The following is a 19,642-nucleotide window of genomic DNA, read 5'->3' on the forward strand; positions in this document are numbered from 1 at the left end:
CTCCGCGACGCTATTCGGCTTCGATCTCCCCCGGCCGCCATGCACCGTCGAACCACGACGCCAGTGGCCCGTACAGTCGCAGGACCACGAACCAGCCCTTTCCCGGCACCGTCTGGATCCAGTTCGTCGTCGGCGCATTCGGCGCGGTCGGACTGAAGTGGACGTCGATCGAACCGTCCTCATTGGCCTGGACATCGCCGCTGAGACTCGACACACTCGGATACGGATCGTCGGTGCGCAGAAACGACCGGGTCTGGCAGTCATAGACGGTCACCGACCAGAAGTCCGTGGCGGGTACGCCCGCGGGCAACCGCAGGCGATACGACCGTCCGCCGTCGAGCCACGCGCCGGCGCCGTCCTCCGCGGTGTACGCGTACTGGGATCCGACTCCCGGTGTGGCGCTGGTCATCGCCGGTGTCACGACGGTCGCGAGGAAATGGAACAGGGTGCGGGCTTCGAGCAGCCGGGCACCGTCCCGAAGGAACTCGTGGCTGCCGCCGACGAAGATCCGCTTCCACGAACTGCCCGGGTAGTAGTAGGCCTCGGGATCGCGTGGCCGGAACGCGATGGCGCGGGCGATCCCCGCCGCCAGCGGCGCGGCGTTCGCGAGAATGCGGCGCATGCGTTCATCGGGTTCGAAGGGGTGCCCCTTGACGATCCCGATCGCGGCGAGCAGACCGCGCCGCTCGGGGTCGAGCGAGTCGATGGGCTCCTCCTGCACGATCGCGTCGATCTCGTCATAGAAGCTCGCGTCGTTGGGATGGACCGTGGAGTGCGGGCTGTCCGCGATATCGATGAACACCGTCTCGGGCGGATCCTCGGCTGCCAGCGGGTAGACGGCGACCCGTTTGATGCCCTCCACCCCGTCGAGCGCCCGGAAGACCGCCCAGATCGTATAGGTGGGACTGCGGAAGACGTGGTAGCCCGGCGGATCGGCACCCTCGAAGTCCGGTGGGAGAAACAGATATTTGCCACCGGCGCCGCCGTCCGGCCCGGTCACGCCCATGTCGGTGATGTAGCGGAACCAGAAGTCGTCGACGACGCACAGCGAGTTGGGCGGTGCCTCGATCACCGTCGGCCCGTTGGAGGCGAGATCGAGGAACGTGTGCGCGTAGGTGGTGTCGGTGTTGGCCGTGAGGTACAGGCTGGCCGAGTTCGCGCGAGGGACGGTGATGCCGACGTGCTGCGCGTCGGTGACGCCGACGCTTCGCACGCCCTCGCGCATCGCCGCGAGGGACACGCCCGGCATGGTGGCGAGGTAGACCTGAACGGCGGTGATGAGATCGGCCGCGTCGTACAGCCGATCGAGGCTGTCGGCGGTCGGGACGCCGTCGACGAAGTCGAAGGTTCCGACGGGCGTGGTGAGTGACTCTGGTGCGGCGATCGCGGCGTACGCGTCGTCCGGGACTGGCATGGTTCCCCCTCCGTCACGACGTCCGGTCGGACGCCGAGGGGTTCACGCTAACGGCGGAACGGGCTCAATCGCCCCCGATGTCCACCATGGCGTGTCACGAAGGTCAGGATTCGGACCGGCGGCGGGCGATGCGCTGGCGGGCGTTGTAATCGCGCATCCGTTGTGGATAGCCGACTTTGGCGACCTCGTAGACGGGGATTCGGAGGCGCGCGCCGAGCCGGAACGCCGCCTCGACGCCGTCGACGCGGCGGCGGGTCCACTCGCCGTCGTGGGCGATGAACATGACGGTAGTCTCCGTCACGTTCGTACGGGGCTCCACATAGGCTTCGACGCCGTGTCGAGTGGCGTGGAACTCTTCCAGGTGCGACGTGTCCATCGCGTGCGCGGCTCGGTCGAAGGTCTTGTCGCGCTTCTTGCGCCGGAACCAGGACACCTCGTCACTCCTTGCCATGAGCCAAAGCTGAAGTACCAGTCTACGACGACAGACACGGTCATCGATGTGTCGACAGGCACAGGACCTGGGCTGCACAGCCGTAGCGGTCACGGGGTTCAATGGTGGGGCGCACCCAAGCCAGGGTCTGGCCACGAACCAGGCGCGGCTAGTGCGAGGATGACCCTTAATGCGTCGACAACGACATGGGAGTGTTTCGTGAGCGACCCGAACGCGGGCTACGACGTCGTAATCCTTGGTGGCGGCAGCGGCGGTTACGCCTGCGCCCTGCGAGCCGCGCAACTCGATTTGAACGTCGCGATCATCGAGAAGGACAAGGTCGGCGGCACCTGCCTGCACCGCGGCTGTATCCCCACCAAGGCTTTGCTGCACGCCGCCGAGGTCGCCGACTCCGCGCGCGAGGCCGAGCAGTTCGGGATCAAGACCGAAGTCGTGTCGGTGGACATGGCCGGAGTCAACTCGTACAAGGACGGCATCGTCGCCAAGATGTACAAGGGCCTGCAGGGTCTGATCAAGGCCGCGAAGGTCACCTACATCGAGGGCACCGGAAAGCTCGTCGGCCCCAACACGATCGAGGTCGACGGGAAGCCGATCACGGGCCGCCACATCGTGTTGGCGACCGGCTCGTACTCGAAGTCGCTGCCGGGCATCGAGGTCGACGGCGAGCGCGTCATCACCTCGGAGCACGCGCTGAACCTGGACCGGGTGCCCGCGTCGGCGATCGTGCTGGGCGGCGGCGTCATCGGCGCCGAATTCGCCAGCGCGTGGAAGTCGCTCGGCGTCGATGTCACCATTGTGGAGGCACTGCCGCGGTTGATCGCGGCGGAGGACCCGGACTCGTCGAAGATGCTGGAGCGCGCGTTTCGCAAGCGCGGCATCGCGTTCAAGACGGGCAAGCCCTTCGAATCGGTCAAGACCACCGACGACGGCGTCTCGGTGACGATCGCGGGCGGCGAGACGATCGAGGCCGAGCTGCTGCTCGTCGCCGTCGGCCGTGGCCCGGTGACACAGGGCCTCGGCTATGACGAGCAGGGCATCACGATGGAGCGCGGCTTCGTCATGACCGACGAGTACTGCCGGACGAACCTGCCGAACGTGTACGCCGTCGGCGACATCCGCCCCGCCATCCAGTTGGCGCACCGCGGTTTCGGCGAGGGAATCCTTGTCGCAGAGCACATCGCCGGTCTGGACCCGAAGCCGATCGACGAGGACGGCATCCCCCGCGTGACGTACACCGAGCCGCAGGTCGCCTCCGTCGGCCTGACCCAGGAAAAGGCCGTCGAGAAGTACGGCAAGGACGTCGTCGTGTCGTACAACTACAACTTGGGCGGCAACGGCAAGAGCAACATCATCAAGACACAGGGCTTCGTGAAACTCGTCGCGGTGAAGGACGGCCCCGTCGTCGGTATCCACATGGTCGGCGCCAACATGGGCGAGCAGATCGGTGAGGCGCAGCTGATCTACAACTGGGAGGCGTTCCCCGCCGACGTCGCGCAGCTGATCCACATGCACCCGACTCAGAACGAGGCTCTCGGAGAGGCGCACCTGGCTCTCGCGGGCAAGCCGCTGCACGCACACGCCTAAAGCGTGTTTCATTACCCAGCATGAAGCACGCTTAACTCATCAACAGGAGCAGTCAGACAATGCCGGTATCGGTAACCATGCCAGCCCTCGGCGAAAGCGTCACAGAGGGCACCATCACCCGCTGGTTGAAGCAGGAGGGCGAGCGGGTCGAGGTCGACGAGCCGCTCCTCGAGGTGTCCACCGACAAGGTCGACACCGAGATTCCGTCGCCCGCGGCCGGTGTGTTGACGCGCATCGTCGCCGGGGAGGACGAGACCGTCGAGGTCGGCAGCGAACTCGCCGTCATCGGTGATGATGGTGACGGCGGCGACACGACGCCTCAGGCCGATACCGCGCCCGCCCAGGAGGAGGCCCCGGCCGCCGAGCCGGAGCCGCAGCGCGACGAACCGTCCGCCTCCTCCGCGTCGACGTCCGCGTCCAGCGGTTCGGGCACCGACGTGCCGATGCCGGCGCTCGGAGAGTCCGTCACCGAGGGAACCGTGACGCGGTGGCTGAAGGCCGTCGGCGACACGATCGAGGTGGACGAGCCGCTCGTCGAGGTGTCGACGGACAAGGTGGACACCGAGATTCCGTCGCCGGTGGCGGGCACCCTGTTGGAGATTAAGGTCGGCGAGGACGAGACTGCCGAGGTCGGCCAGGCGCTTGCCGTCGTCGGTGAAGCCGGCTCCGCTCCGGCCGCGGCCCCCGCGCCGGAGCCGAAGGCCGAGCCCGCCAAGACGGCGCCAAAGCCCGAGGCGAAGCCGGAGCCCAAACCCGAGGCGAAGCCCGAACCGAAGTCCGAACCCGCTGCGGCACAGCCGAAGCCCGCCGCGCCGGCCGCGAAGGCGGACGCTCCGAGCGCCTCCGGCATCTACGTGACGCCGCTGGTGCGCAAGCTCGCCGCCGAGAAGGGCGTCGACCTGTCCGTCGTCAACGGCACCGGTGTCGGTGGGCGGATTCGCAAGCAGGACGTCGAGGCTGCGGCCGAGAAGGCCAAGGCCCCGGCCCCGGCGGCTCCCGCCGCGAAGGCCGCTCCGGCCGAGGCGCCGAAGCCCGCCGGCCCGAGCCCGCTGCGTGGCAGCACCGAGAAGATGACGCGCCTGCGCAAGACGATCGCCAAGAACACGTTCAACGCGCTGCACAGCCAGGCGCAGTTGACGACCGTCATCGAGGTCGACGTCACGAAGATCGCGCAGCTCCGTACCGCCAACAAGGACGCGTTCCTGGCGCGGCACGGTGTCAAGCTGTCGTTCCTGCCGTTCTTCGCGATGGCGGCGGTCGAGGCGCTCCAGCAGTTCCCGCAGATCAACGCCAGCATCGACATGGACGCGGGCACGATCACCTACCCGGCTTCGGAGAACCTCGGTCTCGCCGTCGACACGGAGAAGGGCCTGATCGCGCCGGTCATCCACAACGCGGGCGACCTGAACCTGGGCGGTCTCGCGAAGCGCATCTCGGACCTGGCGGAGCGCACCCGCACCAACAAGCTGACGCCGGACGACATCGCGGGCGGCACGTTCACGCTGACGAACACCGGTTCGCGCGGCGCGCTGTTCGACACGCCGATCGTGAACGCGCCCCAGTCGGCGATGCTCGGCACGGGCGCGGTCGTCAAGCGTCCCGTCGTGGTCAACGACCCGGACCTGGGCGAGGTCATCGCGCCGCGCTCGATGATCTACCTGGCCCTGTCGTACGACCACCGCATCATCGACGGCGCCGACGCCGCCCGTTACCTGACGGCGGTCAAGCAGCGCCTCGAGGCCGGCCGCTTCGAGGGCCAGCTGGGCCTGTAACACGCCACAACGGACGGTGGCCGGTCTCTCGCGTTGAGAGCCCGGCCACCGTCCTTTTGCCGTTCCGCCCCTCTCCCGCTTGGTTGGGCAAACGGCTGGCTTGGTTGGGCAAATGTCGGAAACAGGCGTGTTTTCGCAATTTGACCAACCAAGCGGAACTTTTGGCCAACCAAGCGGAGCTTGGGACGAGCGGGGCGAGCGTCAGTCCTTGTAGCCGATGAGCGTCATCATTCCGGACTCGGAGTGGTAGACGTTGTGGCAGTGGACCATCCAGCGGCCCGGGTTGTCGGCGTCGAAGTCCGCCTCCACCGTCTTCCCCGGCAGCACGATCGCGGTGTCCTTCCGCAGACCGGAACCGACGAGCGCGAAGGTGTGTCCGTGCAGGTGCATCGGATGCCACATGTCCGTGGAGTTCTTGAACCGCAGGCGAACCCGCTCGCCTTCGTCGATCGCGGACAGGACGTTCGGGTCGTACGGCTTCCCGTTGATGGCCCAGTCGTACTTCGCCATGCCACCGGTCAGTTCGAAGTCGATCGTCCGGTCCGGCTCGCGAGCGGCGAGCGCGACGTCCTCGGCGGGTTTGAGATCGCCGTACCCCAAGACCTTCCCGGTGAGTTCCTTCGGCCGATCGTCGGCCTTGGCGGGTTCACCGGAGGCGGTGCGGACGAGCGCGCGAGCGACCTCGTTCTTGCCTTCGGCGAGCGCGACGAGGCTGAACACGCCGTCACCGAGTTCGACGATGACGTCGTATCGCTCGCCCATGCCGAGTAGTAGGGCGTCCGTCTCGGTCGGTTCGGTCGGGAATCCATCACTGTGGACGACGGTGAGGCGGTGTCCGGCGAGGGCGACGCGGAAGGCGGTGTCGCCGCCGGCGTTGATGATGCGGATTCGCACGCGGGTACCGGGCTTGGCCTCGAAGACGTCGGGGTCGTCCGCGACGCGGCCGTTGATGATGAAGTGCGGGTACGCCACGTCACCGGCGTCGCCGCCGAGGAGGTCGCTCTTGGCGCCCATGAGCATGTGGCCCATCGCCATCGGCTCGTCCATGTCACCGTGATCGCCGTGGTCCATGCCGCCGCCGAGCTCCGCGAGGACGTCGTCGGGGGTGCCGGTGACGCCGTCCATCCAGTCGTCGAGGACGACGATCCACTCCTCGTCGTACGACAGCGTCTCGTCGGGGTCGTCGACGATCAGCGGCGCGTACAGGCCGCGGTCCTGTTGGGTTCCGACGTGCGGATGGAACCAGTAGGTGCCGACGTGCGGGGCGGTGAACTGGTAGGTGTACGACTCTCCGGGCTCGACCGCGGCCTGTGAGACGCCGGGCGTGCCGTCGGCGTCGCACCGCAGCGCGAGTCCGTGCCAGTGCGCCGTGGTGGGTTCGGGCAGGTCGTTGGTGAGGACGGCCTTGATCTGCTCGCCTCGGTTGACGCGGATGACCTTGCCGGGAACCCGCCCGCCGTAGGTCCAGGTGGCGGCGGTGATGCCCGCGCCGAGGTCGACGTCGGTGGGGGTCGGCTTCAGTGCGAACTCGCGGACCTTGCCGGGTTTGCGGGCGGCCTCGGCGTCGGCGACGCGTTGGCCGTTGGGGTCGACAAAACCTTCCACGGTGGATTCCCCCATGTTGTGGTCGCCGTGGTCGCCGTCGCCGGTGCAGGAGGCCACGACCAAACCGCCGGAGACGGCGAGGCCGGAGCGTATCAGGGCACGGCGTGAGATGGAGCGCATTGCGTTGTCCTTCGTGTGTCGCGGATGGAGCGGGATGCCTGGCGCGATCGCTTGCGCCGCATGACGACGGCCGGTGCCGAAACGCTGGCCGGATCGGCGGGGACGTCGTCGCGACGAGGTAGCCGAGGCATGGGTCCACACCGTCGGGGTGTGTCCCTGGAAACGTGGGCGAGCGGGTCGTCGGACCTGCGCTCGGCGTTCCTCCTATATGCGCAACACGACGGCGCGCCGAGCCGCCGACGCGGGGCGCGCTCGGCGGTAGGCCGGGGGTGGCCTCCACGCCGGACTGTCGGGGTCCGCGCCGGTGGTGACGGATCGAAGCCACCGGGCGCCGATGACGGCTCCGGCAAGGAGCACCGCGAAGCACATGAACAGCGCCGTCACGGCGTGTCCGTCGTGCTCTGGAGCCTCCCGGGCGGTCAGGTCGAGCGGGATCGGGTCCGGTCCCGCTCGTTCCACCGGGAACGACGGGTGATGCGCGCGCCCGGTCGGAGCGGATGGTGTCACGGCGTCGGCGGTCGCCGCCCGATGAACACCATCCATGATGGACGAGTGCGAGGGCGTGGAATCGTGGTCGACCCCGTCGACGATCTTCACGGAGGCCGTCGGCGGAACGCTCCACTGAGGCGGGGCGACCGCGCTGGAATGGCCGGCGCCGAGCGTCGTCGAGTGCTGCTGCGCGGGGAGGGCGATCGCCTGGTGGTTCGCGTGCCCGATGGTGTGCATCGCGGCGAGACCGGCCGCGACGGCGATGAGGAGCAGCACGCGCGCGATCGCGCGGGGAAGGCGCGTCGGCATCGTGGCTCCTTCCGTCACGTTGGCGCGGGCATCCGGAGCCTACATTACCCCACAGGGGTATATCGACATGCGGTCGGGCCATCGTCACCCGCGGTTCGCGTCCACGGCTATCCGGCCGAACGAGCGGAGCGCATGGCACGATGGCCGCATGCGTATCGTGGCGGCCGGCGTGTCCGGCTTCATCGGCTCCCACCTCACGGCCCGACTGCTGAGTGAGGGACATCAGGTGACGCGGCTGGTCCGGCGCGCGCCGGCCGGGCCCGACGAGGTCCGTTGGGATCCGTACGACGGCCCACTCGACCCACGTGTCCTTGATGGAGCCGACGCCGCGATCAACCTGTGTGGAGCCGGGATAGCCGACAAACGGTGGACCGAGTCGTACAAGAAGTTGCTCCAGGACAGTCGCGTCATTCCCACGCGGGTGCTGGCCGAGGCCGTCGCCAAGGCGGGGACTCCCGTACTGCTGAACGGTTCCGCCGTCGGCGTCTACGGGGACACCGGTGGCGAGCCCGTCGACGAGACCGCTCCCCGCGCGACCGACTTCCTCGGCCAACTCGCTCGACAGTGGGAGGACGCGACCGAGGCCGCGAGCGCGGCGCGGGTCGTCATCCTGCGAACGGCTCACGTGCTGTCGTCCGACGCGGTGATGGTCAAACGCCTGTTGCCGGTGTTCCAGTTCGGCCTCGGCGGCCGTTTCGGGGACGGGCGCCAGTACTTCCCGTGGATATCCCTGTTGGACTGGATCGGCGCGGCTCGATTCCTGCTGGACGCCCCGATCTCGGGGCCCGTGAACCTCGCCGGGCCGACACCCGTCACCAACGCCGAGTTCACTCGGTTGCTCGGGAACCTGCTCAAGCGGCCGACGCCGTGGGTGATCCCGGGCTTCGCGCTGAAGATCGTGGCCGGAGAGGCCGCGGTGGAGCTGTTGCGGGGCGCGCCCGTGACGCCGAAGGTGTTGCTGGAGAACGATTTCACGTTCGAGCATCAATCGGTCGGCGACGCCTTGCGCTGGTCGCTCGGGTCTCGGTAAAGCCGGCGCCGTGTTGAGCGGCGCCAGACGGTCGATGTTGGCGGCGACGGCGGCGCTGTCGCCCGCGCACTCGACGAGGAGAAGCCGACGGCCAAGCCGCGCCGGTGACGTGGCGATCCTTTCCGCGAGCGCTTCGAACGGCCCGACGAGCCCACGCGCCAGCAGACCATCCACATAGGCTGATTGATCGCGTTTCGGACTGGTTCCGTCGAGGCGGACGTAGTCGCCGACTCCCGTCGCCAGCCACCTGTTGAGCCACGGGCGAATCCGCTCGCGGCCCGCCTCGGTGTCATCGCAGGCGTAGGCGAGTGAGACGGCGGCGTGCTCCGCGAGGCGTGGATCGCGCCCGTACACGGCCGCCCGTTCGTCGTAGTAGGCGATGAGGTCGACCCACTCATCTTCACTACAGTGGACACCGAGGAGCAGCGACGCGCCGCGCGCCGCCGCGTGTTCGACAGTCGGCTTCGAGACGGCGGCGACCCAGATCGGCAGGTGTGGAGCGGTGGCGAGCACCGGAACCGGCCGGAACGCGAAGAAGTCGCCGTGGGCCGCGACCGTTGGAACGCCGTGGGCGGCCCCGTCGACGAAGATCGACGAATCCGCGCTCGGCTCCCCGGCGCGACCGGCGGAACGAGGTTCCTCCGACAGGGGTGTCGTTTCGGCGCCGTTCCCCGACAGCCACGCGCCCAACAGGTCCAGGCACTCCGCGAAACCGTGCTCATGACGGGCCGCGCTGGAGCCGAAGACCTCCAGATCCACCCAGGGCCCACCGCGAGCGACGCCGAGCCGGAATCGCCCGCCCGATACGGCGTCGAGCATGACGGCCTCCTCCGCGAGAGCGATCGGATGCCTCGTCGACAGGATCGAGGCCGCAGTCCCGACCTCCAGTGTGGTCGTTCTGCCGAGGAGATGCGCGGCGAGGACGACCGGCGACGGGCAGGCGCCGTAGCGAATGAAGTGGTGCTCCGCGAGCCACACGCCCGCGAACCCGGCGCGCTCGGCCAGCTCGGCGTATCGCGTGAGGTTCGACGGAACCTCGCGCGGTGCGGACGCGACGGCCTCACCGAGGAGGAAGAGGTCCAGCTTCACGGTGCGTCCCTTCGAGACGGCGGACGTCGATCGCCCCCGGTCGAGGGCGCGTTCCCGCACACGGTGGTCGCGGCTTCAGGGATCGCGACCCCGCGAATGACGTGGTGGGGGGCGTGCACGACTCGTTCGACCGAGGAGAACCCGGGCCCGCCTCGATCTGGTCGAACAACCCGCCCAAGGCCGAAACGACGTCGGACGGGTATCGGCTGGGGCCGTGCCCGCCAGGCGNGCACGGCCCCGGCCCGCGCGAGTAACTCCCGGAGGCCGGAACGGCCCCGGCCTCCGGGAGCGGCCACAAAGGCGTGATGAGTGGGAACCTCCTTCGTTGCGAGCGGGGCCCGCGTTCACAAGGCGAAAGCGCGCGGCGCATATGGGCGTTCGCCGCGATCGACCTGCCGGAGTGACGTGGGAACACCGGCGGCGCCGCGCGCAGGGAAGGCGCGGCTGCATGCGGAGTTCCCACCCAGGCCCTAACAGTCGCGCAGCTCCGGCGACTGGTTGCGAAGCTGGCCGACCGGCGAGATGAACGCGCGGTATCGGTCGCTGTCGACGGCCGCGGGCCGGAACGCCGCGACCCGGTGACAGTTCTGGAACGCGAGCTTGACGCCGAAGTGCCGTTCCAGTCCGCCTCGGATCGCGTCGGAGGCCAGTGCGCGCAGCAGCTGTCCCCGGGCCTGCTCGTCCGGCGGCGGGATCACGTTGTCGGCGAACACGGCGTCGCCGGTGTTGAGATCGGTGACGACGCCGGAGATCATCTCCCACGCGTAAGGCAGGGAGGTGCGCACGCACTCGACGAACTCGGCGTCGGTGACGTCACCGGTCTCGGCTTTGGCCAACAGGTCGGCGGAAACGTCCAGGGACATGGTTTTCTCCTTTGGATGGTGTGCTGTGTACGGCCGATTCGTAAGCGTCTACCGCACCGCGAACAGGCGGTGAAGTTCATGTCACTGACCCTTACGCATCGAACGCCTTGAAACTGTCGCGTATCAGACTCTGAACGTGTTTTCTTATGCCGCAACGACACTGGAGCCCATGATGAAATCGGGGTCGATCTGATCGCGCAGATCGACACCGCTTCGCCCGTTGCCCCACGCGAGCGCGTTGCGCGTGTGGAACTCGTGGGCCTGGCGGGTGAACCGGCCCCAGTCCTTCCCTCCGATGTCGACGAGATCCCGGGCGCGATCCAACAGGGCCAGGCCGTCGGCCTCCAGTTCGCCGATCGGCCCGGGCTCGCCCCGCTCGGCGCGTTTGACGTAGCCGGAACGGCCGAACCAGCCGAGCAGCGCCTCACCGACATGGGATTGCAGGAAGCGGACGTCCTCGGCGTCGTCGATCTTGTTGCCCAGCACCGAGATCGCGACGTCGTACTCGGCGGCGTATTCGGCGTACTGGTGATAGACGCCGACGCTGCGCCGTGTCGGTTCACAGACGAGGAAGGTCCGGTCGAAGCGCGTGAACATGCCGGACGCGAACGCCTCCGCCCCCGCCACCATGTCCACCACGACGTACTCGCCGTCACCGTCGACCAGGTGATTGAGGATCAACTCGACGGCACCCACTTTGGAGTGATAGCAGGCCACGCCGAGGTCGTCCTCGGTGAAGCCGCCGGTGACGGCCAATCGCAGGCCCGCCACGGGCGTCGTCAAGTCCCGCATCACCGTCGCGGAGCAGGCGACGTCCACCAGGCGCGAGCCGTGCCCGGGCGGCGTCGTCTTCAGCATCGCCTCGGCCGACGCGATACGGGGATTGTCGCCGCGCAGATAGTCCTTGATGGATGCCAGGTGCTCACCGAGCTTCGGCAGCCTCGCGGCCTCCCCTTCCGACAGACCGAACGCCCCCGCGAGGTGCTGGTTGATGTCGGCGTCAATGGCGAGAACGCGGCGCCCCGCGTCGACTGCGCGGCGCGCGAACAACGACGCCATCGTGGTCTTCCCGCTGCCGCCCTTGCCGACGAATGCGACCTTCATGTCATACCCCTCCGGTTAATGAAAGTGGAAACCAATTCCATTATGCCGAGGAGTGAAAGTCAAGTGACGCGCCGGTCCACGACAACGGCCGGGGCCGCCGCCTCGTGTTGAGACGACGGCCCCGGCCGTTCGGTTCTATCGATCAGTAGCGATCCAGGATCGGCTGATGCGCCGGGCGCGGGACGCCGGCGGCGCCCATCGTCCGTTCGAAGGCCTTGTCCCAGTCGCCGTTGAGGAAGGCCTCCTCCAGCGTGTCGTTGATGAACTCACGCAGCTTCGGGGAGCCGTGCTTCATACCGACGCCGTACTGCTCCTCGGTGAAGGTGTTCTTGTCGACCCGGAAGTCGTGAACGGCGGAATCCTGGAAGCCGTACAGGATGATGTCGTCCGTGCTGACCGCCTCGTACTGCCCGGCGGCGAGGGCCGCGGCGCAACTCGAGTAGTCCCGCAGCGGCTCCGACTCCTTGGTCTTGATGCCCTCCTCCTCCAGGTTGTCGAGGGAGTTGGCGCCCTTCACGACGCACACCTTCTCACCGGCGAGGTCCTTCAGTGTCTTGATGTCGCTGTCGCCGCGGGTCATGTACGTCTGACCGGCCACAAAGTATGGACCGGCGAAGTCGACTTCCTTCTTTCGCTCCTCGCTCATCGAGAACGTGGAGATCACCAGGTCGGCGGTGTCGTTGTTGATGTAGTCGACGCGTCGGCTCGACGTGGTCTCGACGAACTCGATGTTCGAGCCCTCCGCGACCTTCCCGAAGATGCGTTGGGCGATGATCCGCCCGATCTCGGCGTCGAAGCCTTCGATCCGCCCGGTCGCGACGTTGCGCTTACCGAGCAGAGGCTGGTCGAACTTCGTACCGATGACGATCTTTCCCCGCGCCAGGATCTCCTTGATCTCCTCCGGCAGGTTCGCCCGATCCGCCTGTTCCATCGCATACGGGCTCAAGATCTCGTCGCTGTCATCAGCACCGGAAACACCGCATCCCGACACGACCAGCAGTCCGCATACAAGGAAGGCAAGGGGGGCCAATATTCGCCTCAATCGCACGGGCCGCGATTCCTTTCAGTGACAACAGATACGTCGTGACCGAACACACCACGACTCGGAGGAGACTCTACGCTCATGAACGCGACGCATGGCCATGCCTCTATGCCCATTTGGCCGATGGGGGTCCGCCATACCGGTTATCCTCGGCGATCAACCGACTGACCTGTGGCAATAATCGCTCGGAGTGGGACGGATCGCAGCCGAATCCATGGCATTCCCCACCCGAGGGGCCGCTGTGAACGTCCCGAGAGCGACGGCGACCGCGCTGTGTACGCGCCATTCGACGTCGTGTCGCGGCGCCTTTGACGGGCGGCGTTCGACCGAGATCGCCGAGTTGCCGGGTACCGGGACAGCCTCTAATCTGAGAAGCGTGACTGCCGCAGAACGGACCAGTTCGCTGGTCATCGACAAGCCGGGCGTCGTCGACTACTCGACGGCCTGGCGCACCCAGCAGGACCTTCAGGAACGCCGTATCAACGACGAGATCGACGACACGGTGCTGCTTCTACAGCATCCCAGCGTCTACACGGCGGGGCGGCGGACGGAGGCGTGGACGCTGCCGCAGGACGGCACCCCCGTCGTGGAGGTCGACCGGGGTGGCCAGATCACCTGGCACGGCCCGGGACAGCTCGTCGGCTACCCGATCGTCAAGCTCTCCAAGCCCATCGACGTCGTCAAATACGTTCGGCGCCTCGAATCGATGATCATGGCCGTGTGCGACGAGTTCGGCCTGTCGACCGTCCGAGTCGACGGACGCACCGGCGTCTGGCTGCCCGCCGAGGCCGGTCGCCCCGAACGCAAGATCTGCGCCATCGGCGTCCGGGTGCGTTGGGCCGTGACCCTGCACGGCTTCGCCCTCAACTGTGACTGCGACCTGTCCTATTACGACACGATCGCGCCCTGCGCCATCACCGACGCGGGCGTGACCTCGCTGTCGAAGGAACTCGGCCGCGCCGTCACCGTCGACGAGGTCATGCCCCTGGTGGAGAAGCACCTCGACCTGATCCTCGAACAACCCTGAGAACGCGAAGTGGGGCGGGCTCTCACCCGCCCCACTTCCTTGTCCTCGCAATGACTCTGGTGCGCCGGTCCGGCGAAATCCGGGCCATCGCTCACGACGGCCCGGATGCTCACGTCACGGCGTCAAGCGGTGCAGGTCGCGCGGGAACGCCGTCACCTCGCGGATGTTCGACGCGCCCGTCAGCTGCGCCACGAAGCGCTCCAGGCCGATCGCGAAACCGCCGTGCGGTGGCATGCCGTACCGGAACGCCTCCAGGTAGCCGGAGTACGCCTCGGCCGACTCGCCACGCGCCTCGATCGCCGCCACGTAGTCGCCGTACAGGTGCAGGCGGCGGCCTCCGGTGACGAGCTCGGTCCCTCGGAACAGCACGTCGAAGGAGTCGCTGTACTCCGGGCGGGCCGGGTCCGGCGCGGTGTAGAACGGGCGCTTGCTCATCGGATAGCCCGACACCACGACGAGGTCGCTGCCGTGCTCGGCGAGCGCCCAGGCTCCGATGAGACGCTCGTGCGCGGGCGACAGGTCGTTGACGCCGGTCACGTCTTCGCCGGTCGCCTCCGCCGCCATCGCCAACGCGTCGGTGAAGTGGATGTGCGGCACGCGTTCCGGTACCACCGGAAGCGTCACGTCCAATTCGGACAATTCGGCTTCGGCGCTCTCGGCGACGTTCGCGAGCATCGCGCGGATCGTGCCCACGCAGACCTCCGCGACGTCTCGATAGTCGTCGATGAAACCGAGCTCGGCGTCTAGTGACGTGTACTCCGCCAGGTGTCGCACCGTGTCGTGCGGTTCGGCGCGGAACACGGGGCCGATCTCGAAGACGCGCTCGAACACGCCGACCATCGTCTGCTTGTAGAACTGCGGGCTCTGCGCGAGGAACGCGCGTCGGCCGAAGTAGTCCACACCGAAGACGCTGGAACCGGACTCGGTCGCGGTGCCGACGAGCTTCGGCGTCTGCACGCGCGTGAAACCCTCGCCGCTCAAGGATCCGGCGAAACCGGCGATCGCGGCGGCGCCGATCCGCAGGGCCGCTTTGCGGCGCGGGTGGCGCAGGGACACGGGCGCGTGGTCGAGCATCGTCGCCAGCCCGGCGCGCAGCGCGGGCCGGTACAGGTCGAACGGCGGCCGCTCGGCTTGCGAGAGGACCCGCACGGTCGGCGCGGTCAGCTCGACGCCGCCGGGAGCGGCGGTGTTGGCCGTCGCGGTGCCGATCACCTCGACGATCGACTCTTCGGGAAGCTCGGCGACGATCTCGCGGACCGCCGACTCGGCGATGACGGCTTGCGCCTGACCGGTGCGGTCGCGAACGACGAGGAACGCGACGGACTTGAGCTCTCGCAAACGATGCAGCCACCCGGCGACGCGAACGGTCTGTCCGATGTGTTCTGGCAACTGCGCGGCGAGGACGCGTGGGGGCGCCTCGGCTACCGCGGGGCTCGGTTGTTCCATAGTGAACATCTGGTACACCTCCTAGGTTGTCTAAAACCCCGGAGGTGTGGGCGACGCGATGGCGCCTCATCGGCCATCGATTCCGGTGTACGTCGCGGTACCACCACACCTTCGCCGGTCGCTGGCTTGCGGACCGACCTCTTTTGTCACCCGTGTCGTGGGTCAGTCGGCGGGTTCTACTTCGGCGCGAACGCCGTTTCCTCCCGCGGCTCTGGAGGGTCTTCGTCCACCGGGACACGGCCCGCCTTCTCAGCTACCAGCGGTTCTCTCCTGCCGTGCCGGGCGGGGACTACTCGTCTCCGTCTCAGCCGTGATGACACACTAGCTCGCCCCCGACGGTCACTGCAAGGACATATCGCCCACGCCACCCCGACACATGACGACGGGGCGCCCGGTCGTGTGACCGGGCGCCCCGTCGGTCGCCCTACCGCCCCCACATCGCCAGACGTGGTGGATCGAGTCCTTAGTTCACGAAGGGGTTCGGGACCACCGGGTTGTCGCCAACCGGGTCCTCGGCCGGCGGGGTGTCGGCCGGCTCATCCGTCGCGGCCGGGTCGTCGCCCATCGGCAGCTCGGTGCCGAGCAGGCCCGGAGCGACGGGCTCCTCGGTCGAGTCCTCGCCCGGCTCGTACCCGAGGTCCTCGAAGGAGGTTTCGGTGTCCATGAGGCCGTCGCCGTCAACGTCCTCCTGGAGCGCGTCCAGTTCGCCGTCGCCGTCGCTGTCGACCGCGAGGGCGTCGATGTAGCCGTCGCCGTCCTCGTCGAGGGCGATGGAGTCGATGTTGCCTTCGTCGTCGTAATGGGTGTAGGCGGTCGTGCCGTCTTCGAGGGTCTCGGTCTCGTAGTCGTCCCAGTCGCCATCGCCGTCGAAGTCGATGTTCACGTCGTCGCTCATGGTTTCCTCACGTCTTCATGGAATCAACGTCTGTCGATCACAAGGTTAAGGGTCGGTTCGAAACGTCGACTCCCGGATGTGTGCCACATCAGGAGCCGCGCCGATGCCCCAGGACAGGGCGTCGGCGCGGCGAGGACGTCACGCCCGCGGAGGCAGCGGCGGGGCCGTCAAACGCGGACGAGGAGCGGGCTCGGACGGTGCGGGTCGCGCCGCGACCTCGGCGAGGGCGACCTCGATCGCCTTGTCGAGTTGCGGGTCGCGTCCGGCGCGGTGCGCCTGCGGCGGGAACGGCACCTCGATGTCCGGTGCCACACCGTAGTTCTCGACGCTCCACTTCGAATCCTCGAAGTGGAAGGCGAACTCCGGTTGGGACAGGAAGGTGTTGTCGGACAGGCCGGGTCGGTCGCGATAGCCGACGACGCCGCCCCAGGTCCGCGTTCCGATGAGCGGCCCGAGCTTCAGCTGACGGAACACCTGGCTGAAGATGTCGCCGTCGGAACCCGCTAGTTCGTCGATGAGTGCGACCATCGGGCCGCGCGGCGACTCGATCGGATGCGGCACGGCGGCGTTCCACCGCGAGTAGTCGTGACCGATCCGGCGTCTGGCGAGCTTCTCGATGAGCAGGCTCGACACGTGACCGCCGCCGTTGTAGCGAACGTCGACGACGAGACCTTCACGGCCGTACTCGTTGAGGAAGCCACGATGGAACTCCGCGAAACCGTCCGGTCCCATGTCGGGGATGTGGATGTACCCGAGGACGCCGTCGCTGGCCTCGTGAACCTTGCGCCGGTTCGACTCCACCCACTCCCGGTACCGCAGTTGGCTCTCGTCGGCGAGCGCGCGGACCACGACGTCGCGCGGTTCCTCGTCGCCCCGTTTGATCGTCAGGCGGACCTCCTGATCCGCGAGGTTGACGAGCCGCTGCGCGGGCGACACCGGTGCGGCGACGGACAAGCCGTTGACGGACAGGAGAACGTCCCCGACCGCGACGTCGACGCCGGGCCGCCGCAGCGGCGACGTCGACTCCGGGTCCCAGACGTCTCCCTCACGGATGCGGTCGACGCGGTAGTGGCCGTCGTCGGTCAGGCCGAACGTCGCGCCGAGGTAGCCCTGGCCGTAGTAGGGACCGACCCGGTGGTCACCCGCGCCCTCGTACGCGTGCGAGGTGCCGAGTTCGCCGTTCATCTCCCAGAACAGGTCGGACAGCTCGGTGCGCGTCGACACCTGGTCGACGAGCGGCGCGTACCGCGTGTAGACGCCGGCCCAGTCGATGCCGACGATGTCGGTGTCCCAGAAGTGGTCACCGATGAGTCGCCAGCCCTCGCGGAACATCTGCGGCCACTCCAGTTCCGGACGGACCGAGACCTTCACTCGGGACAGGTCGATCCAGCCGGACTCACGGTCGTAGTCGGCGCCGTCGGGCGCCTTCTCGGCGGCCTTGATGACGCGAAGCCGGTCACCGGCGCGGTAGACGAGCGCCGTCGCACCCGCGGCGCGCCACACCTGGTCGACACCGTCGACGAGACGGTCGACCTTCCCGTTGGCGACGTCGACGGACTCCAACGCGCCGGATCCGTCGTCGGCGATGGGCTCCGACAGTACGAGGACTTTGCCGTAGGTGCCGAGGATCTGGGTGTAGACGCCGTCGGGCAACGGCAGCGGCACGATCCGCTGACGAATGCCTTCCAACACAATGGACGGCTTCGGCGCGTCGGCGGTGTCGGTCGTCTCCGGTTCGGTCGGCTGGTCGGCGGACTCGGACTCGGGCGCGGCGGTCTCCGCGTCCTCCGTGTTGTCGACGGGCTTGTCGGCGTCCCTCCCGGCGGGCTTCTCCCCCACCGGCGCGCCGCTCGCGACGAACGGCGCGGGCGTGTCCGGGTGCAGGGTCACCGCGTACGGCTTCGAGCCCTTCGGGAAGCCCAGATCGAAATGGAGCGAGTCGTACACGGGATTGAACTGACGGCGGCCGATGAAGTACAGGTACTTGCCGTCGGGGTCGAACGCGGGCGAGTCGTCTCTCAAGACGCGGTCGGCGACCAGCGCGGTCTCGCCCGTCGCCAGGTTCGCGACCTTGATCGCCGTCAACGCGTCCGAGTCCTCCTGCGCCACCGCGTCGGGGCAGGCGTAGGCGAGCCACTGGCCGTCGGGGGAGAACGTCACCTGTCCGATCTGGCCGTATGCGCTGCGGTCCACGACCGTCAGCGAGCGAGCGGCGAGATCGATCAACAGCAGTTCGTTGCGGTGGTTGGCGATCGCGACGCGATCCTCCGTCGGCGACGCGACCAGTTCGACGGACCGTCCGATGTCGAGGTCCGTCAGTTCGGTGGGCGTGCCGTCCACGGCGAACTCGACGAGCGCCTCGGCGGGCCGGGTGTCGCCGACGACCGCGACCATCCGCTCTCCGTCATGGAGCCAGCGCAGCAGCCGGTAGCGGACGCCGTCCGGCTCGCCGAACTGGGTGACCGCGCCCTCCCAGTTCGAGAAGGCGAAGGCCTTGCCACGAGCCGTGATCGCCAGCCGCGATCCGTCGGGGGCGATGTCCACGGAGTGCAGGTACTCCGACGCCTCGACGAAACGGCGAGCGCGCTGCGTCCTCGTCACTCCCGTGTAGACGTCCAGTTCGACGGGCTGGTCTTCGCTCGGATCGAGCAGGAACAGGCGGCCGCCACAGTGGTAGACCAGGCGATCGGCGTCGCCCGACAGGGAACGGGCGTAGAAGTCGGCGTGATCGGTGTGCCGCCGCAGGTCAGAACCGTCGAACGCGCAGGAGTAGACGTTGCCGTAGCCCTCGTGGTCCGACAGGAAGTAGACGCGCTCGCCGATGATGTGCGGGCGACTGAGGTTACCGTCCAAGTTGATCAGATTCGAGAATTCGCCGTCGCCATCGGCATCGATCCACAAGCGACCCGCGGTGCCTCCGCGATAGCGCTTCCAGTGCGCGGAGTCCTTCCAGTACTCGCGTCCCAGCACGACGGCGCCCCCAGGACCGAAGCTGATCGATCCGGCCCGTCCGTAGCCGAGTTCGGTGACGAGACCACCCGACGACGAGACCCGGTGCAGCCGCAGATCCGCCCGGTTCGGGCTCGACAGGTTCGACGCGAACAGGATGTCGTCGCCGTCCCAGCCCGCGATCTGCGACCAGATCCCGCCCTCGAAGGTCAACCGGCGGCTCTGCCCACCGGTAATGGGAACGACGTGCACCTCCCTCGGACCCTCCTCGGCGGCGCCGTACGCGACTAGCGTTCCGTCGGGCGAGATCCGGGGATTGTTCGCGGCCGACAGACCGGCCGTGATCCGCTGCGCGACACCCCCCGACGCCGATACCTTCCACAAGTCGTCCTCGGCGACGAACACGATCGTGTCGCCGTGGATCGCCGGGAAACGCGGGTAACCAGTGGTCAT

General features: G+C 67.9%; 14 protein-coding genes and 1 pseudogene. 4 read left to right on the forward strand and 11 right to left on the reverse strand.

Annotated features, from left to right (window positions below; genetic code table 11):
* Window positions 1–10: 10 nt before the first annotated feature.
* Together ACM9NP_RS01300 and ACM9NP_RS01305 are read right to left on the reverse strand one after the other, a co-directional pair.
* Window positions 11–1,414 carry a DUF1254 domain-containing protein gene (locus tag ACM9NP_RS01300; protein WP_415644677.1) on the reverse strand — a complete coding sequence of 468 codons (1,404 nt, stop codon included), beginning with the start codon at window positions 1,412–1,414 and terminating at the stop codon, window positions 11–13.
* A gap of 103 nt (window positions 1,415–1,517) precedes the next feature.
* On the reverse strand, window positions 1,518–1,865 hold the full coding sequence (locus ACM9NP_RS01305; protein ID WP_415644678.1) for an oxidoreductase: 348 nt from the start codon (window positions 1,863–1,865) through the stop codon (window positions 1,518–1,520).
* A gap of 159 nt (window positions 1,866–2,024) precedes the next feature.
* Here ACM9NP_RS01305 and lpdA point away from each other — a divergent pair, with 159 nt between their 5' ends.
* Together lpdA and sucB are read left to right on the forward strand one after the other, a co-directional pair.
* Window positions 2,025–3,449 (forward strand): dihydrolipoyl dehydrogenase, encoded by a 1,425-nt coding sequence (lpdA, locus tag ACM9NP_RS01310; protein ID WP_415644679.1) that lies wholly within the window; start codon window positions 2,025–2,027, stop codon window positions 3,447–3,449.
* A gap of 59 nt (window positions 3,450–3,508) precedes the next feature.
* Window positions 3,509–5,221, forward strand: a complete 1,713-nt coding sequence (gene sucB / locus ACM9NP_RS01315; RefSeq protein ID WP_415644680.1) for a 2-oxoglutarate dehydrogenase, E2 component, dihydrolipoamide succinyltransferase — start codon at window positions 3,509–3,511, stop codon at window positions 5,219–5,221.
* 201 nt (window positions 5,222–5,422) lie between these two features.
* Here the strand turns inward: sucB and ACM9NP_RS01320 are convergent, their stop codons facing one another.
* Together ACM9NP_RS01320 and ACM9NP_RS01325 are read right to left on the reverse strand one after the other, a co-directional pair.
* Window positions 5,423–6,946, reverse strand: a complete 1,524-nt coding sequence (locus ACM9NP_RS01320) for a multicopper oxidase family protein (protein WP_415644681.1) — start codon at window positions 6,944–6,946, stop codon at window positions 5,423–5,425.
* Between the two features lie 204 nt (window positions 6,947–7,150).
* Window positions 7,151–7,744, reverse strand: a complete 594-nt coding sequence (locus ACM9NP_RS01325) for a hypothetical protein (protein ID WP_415644682.1) — start codon at window positions 7,742–7,744, stop codon at window positions 7,151–7,153.
* A gap of 148 nt (window positions 7,745–7,892) precedes the next feature.
* Here ACM9NP_RS01325 and ACM9NP_RS01330 point away from each other — a divergent pair, with 148 nt between their 5' ends.
* Window positions 7,893–8,774: a TIGR01777 family oxidoreductase gene (locus ACM9NP_RS01330; protein ID WP_415644683.1), complete on the forward strand. Its 882-nt coding sequence runs from the start codon at window positions 7,893–7,895 to the stop codon at window positions 8,772–8,774.
* A gap of 120 nt (window positions 8,775–8,894) precedes the next feature.
* Here the strand turns inward: ACM9NP_RS01330 and ACM9NP_RS01335 are convergent.
* The 4 genes and pseudogenes from ACM9NP_RS01335 to ACM9NP_RS01350 all read right to left on the reverse strand — a co-directional run.
* A pseudogene (locus ACM9NP_RS01335) lies at window positions 8,895–9,923 on the reverse strand (LLM class flavin-dependent oxidoreductase); the annotation flags it as partial.
* A 410-nt stretch (window positions 9,924–10,333) separates the two neighbouring features.
* Complete coding sequence (locus ACM9NP_RS01340) at window positions 10,334–10,726, reverse strand: SCO5389 family protein (RefSeq protein WP_415644684.1); 393 nt, start codon at window positions 10,724–10,726, stop codon at window positions 10,334–10,336.
* Between the two features lie 144 nt (window positions 10,727–10,870).
* Window positions 10,871–11,830, reverse strand: a complete 960-nt coding sequence (locus tag ACM9NP_RS01345; RefSeq protein WP_415644685.1) for an ATP-binding protein — start codon at window positions 11,828–11,830, stop codon at window positions 10,871–10,873.
* Window positions 11,831–11,972: 142 nt separating this feature from the next.
* A complete protein-coding gene (locus tag ACM9NP_RS01350; RefSeq protein WP_415644686.1) occupies window positions 11,973–12,761 on the reverse strand; it encodes a glutamate ABC transporter substrate-binding protein in 789 nt (262 codons plus the stop codon).
* Window positions 12,762–13,248: 487 nt separating this feature from the next.
* On the opposite strand from ACM9NP_RS01350, the gene lipB reads away from it, so the two are divergent.
* Window positions 13,249–13,899, forward strand: a complete 651-nt coding sequence (gene lipB, locus ACM9NP_RS01355) for a lipoyl(octanoyl) transferase LipB (protein WP_415644687.1) — start codon at window positions 13,249–13,251, stop codon at window positions 13,897–13,899.
* Window positions 13,900–14,013: 114 nt separating this feature from the next.
* Here the strand turns inward: lipB and aspS are convergent, their stop codons facing one another.
* The 3 genes from aspS to ACM9NP_RS01370 form a co-directional block, all read right to left on the reverse strand.
* The gene (gene aspS / locus ACM9NP_RS01360) at window positions 14,014–15,354 is read right to left on the reverse strand and encodes an aspartate--tRNA(Asn) ligase (protein ID WP_415644688.1); all 1,341 of its coding nucleotides are present in this window, start codon (window positions 15,352–15,354) and stop codon (window positions 14,014–14,016) included.
* A 454-nt stretch (window positions 15,355–15,808) separates the two neighbouring features.
* Window positions 15,809–16,240 carry a hypothetical protein gene (locus tag ACM9NP_RS01365; RefSeq protein WP_415644689.1) on the reverse strand — a complete coding sequence of 144 codons (432 nt, stop codon included), beginning with the start codon at window positions 16,238–16,240 and terminating at the stop codon, window positions 15,809–15,811.
* A 138-nt stretch (window positions 16,241–16,378) separates the two neighbouring features.
* Entirely contained in the window at window positions 16,379–19,642 is a 3,264-nt protein-coding gene (locus tag ACM9NP_RS01370) for a S41 family peptidase (protein ID WP_415644690.1), read from the reverse strand.

Origin of the sequence: Stackebrandtia soli, from assembly GCF_965137155.1 — a bacterium.
GTDB classification, from domain to species: domain Bacteria; phylum Actinomycetota; class Actinomycetes; order Mycobacteriales; family Micromonosporaceae; genus Stackebrandtia; species Stackebrandtia soli.

Excerpts from the sequence above, each read along its gene's own strand:
- ACM9NP_RS01300 (WP_415644677.1), bottom strand. The coding sequence starts at position 1,414 with ATGCCAGTCCCGGACGACGCGTACGCCGCGATCGCCGCACCAGAGTCA.
- ACM9NP_RS01305 (WP_415644678.1), bottom strand. The coding sequence starts at position 1,865 with ATGGCAAGGAGTGACGAGGTGTCCTGGTTCCGGCGCAAGAAGCGCGAC.
- lpdA (WP_415644679.1), top strand. The coding sequence starts at position 2,025 with ATGACCCTTAATGCGTCGACAACGACATGGGAGTGTTTCGTGAGCGAC.
- sucB (WP_415644680.1), top strand. The coding sequence starts at position 3,509 with ATGCCGGTATCGGTAACCATGCCAGCCCTCGGCGAAAGCGTCACAGAG.
- ACM9NP_RS01320 (WP_415644681.1), bottom strand. The coding sequence starts at position 6,946 with ATGCGCTCCATCTCACGCCGTGCCCTGATACGCTCCGGCCTCGCCGTC.
- ACM9NP_RS01325 (WP_415644682.1), bottom strand. The coding sequence starts at position 7,744 with ATGCCGACGCGCCTTCCCCGCGCGATCGCGCGCGTGCTGCTCCTCATC.
- ACM9NP_RS01330 (WP_415644683.1), top strand. The coding sequence starts at position 7,893 with ATGCGTATCGTGGCGGCCGGCGTGTCCGGCTTCATCGGCTCCCACCTC.
- ACM9NP_RS01340 (WP_415644684.1), bottom strand. The coding sequence starts at position 10,726 with ATGTCCCTGGACGTTTCCGCCGACCTGTTGGCCAAAGCCGAGACCGGT.
- ACM9NP_RS01345 (WP_415644685.1), bottom strand. The coding sequence starts at position 11,830 with ATGAAGGTCGCATTCGTCGGCAAGGGCGGCAGCGGGAAGACCACGATG.
- ACM9NP_RS01350 (WP_415644686.1), bottom strand. The coding sequence starts at position 12,761 with ATGGAACAGGCGGATCGGGCGAACCTGCCGGAGGAGATCAAGGAGATC.
- aspS (WP_415644688.1), bottom strand. The coding sequence starts at position 15,354 with ATGTTCACTATGGAACAACCGAGCCCCGCGGTAGCCGAGGCGCCCCCA.
- ACM9NP_RS01365 (WP_415644689.1), bottom strand. The coding sequence starts at position 16,240 with ATGAGCGACGACGTGAACATCGACTTCGACGGCGATGGCGACTGGGAC.
- ACM9NP_RS01370 (WP_415644690.1), bottom strand. The coding sequence starts at position 19,642 with ATGACCACTGGTTACCCGCGTTTCCCGGCGATCCACGGCGACACGATC.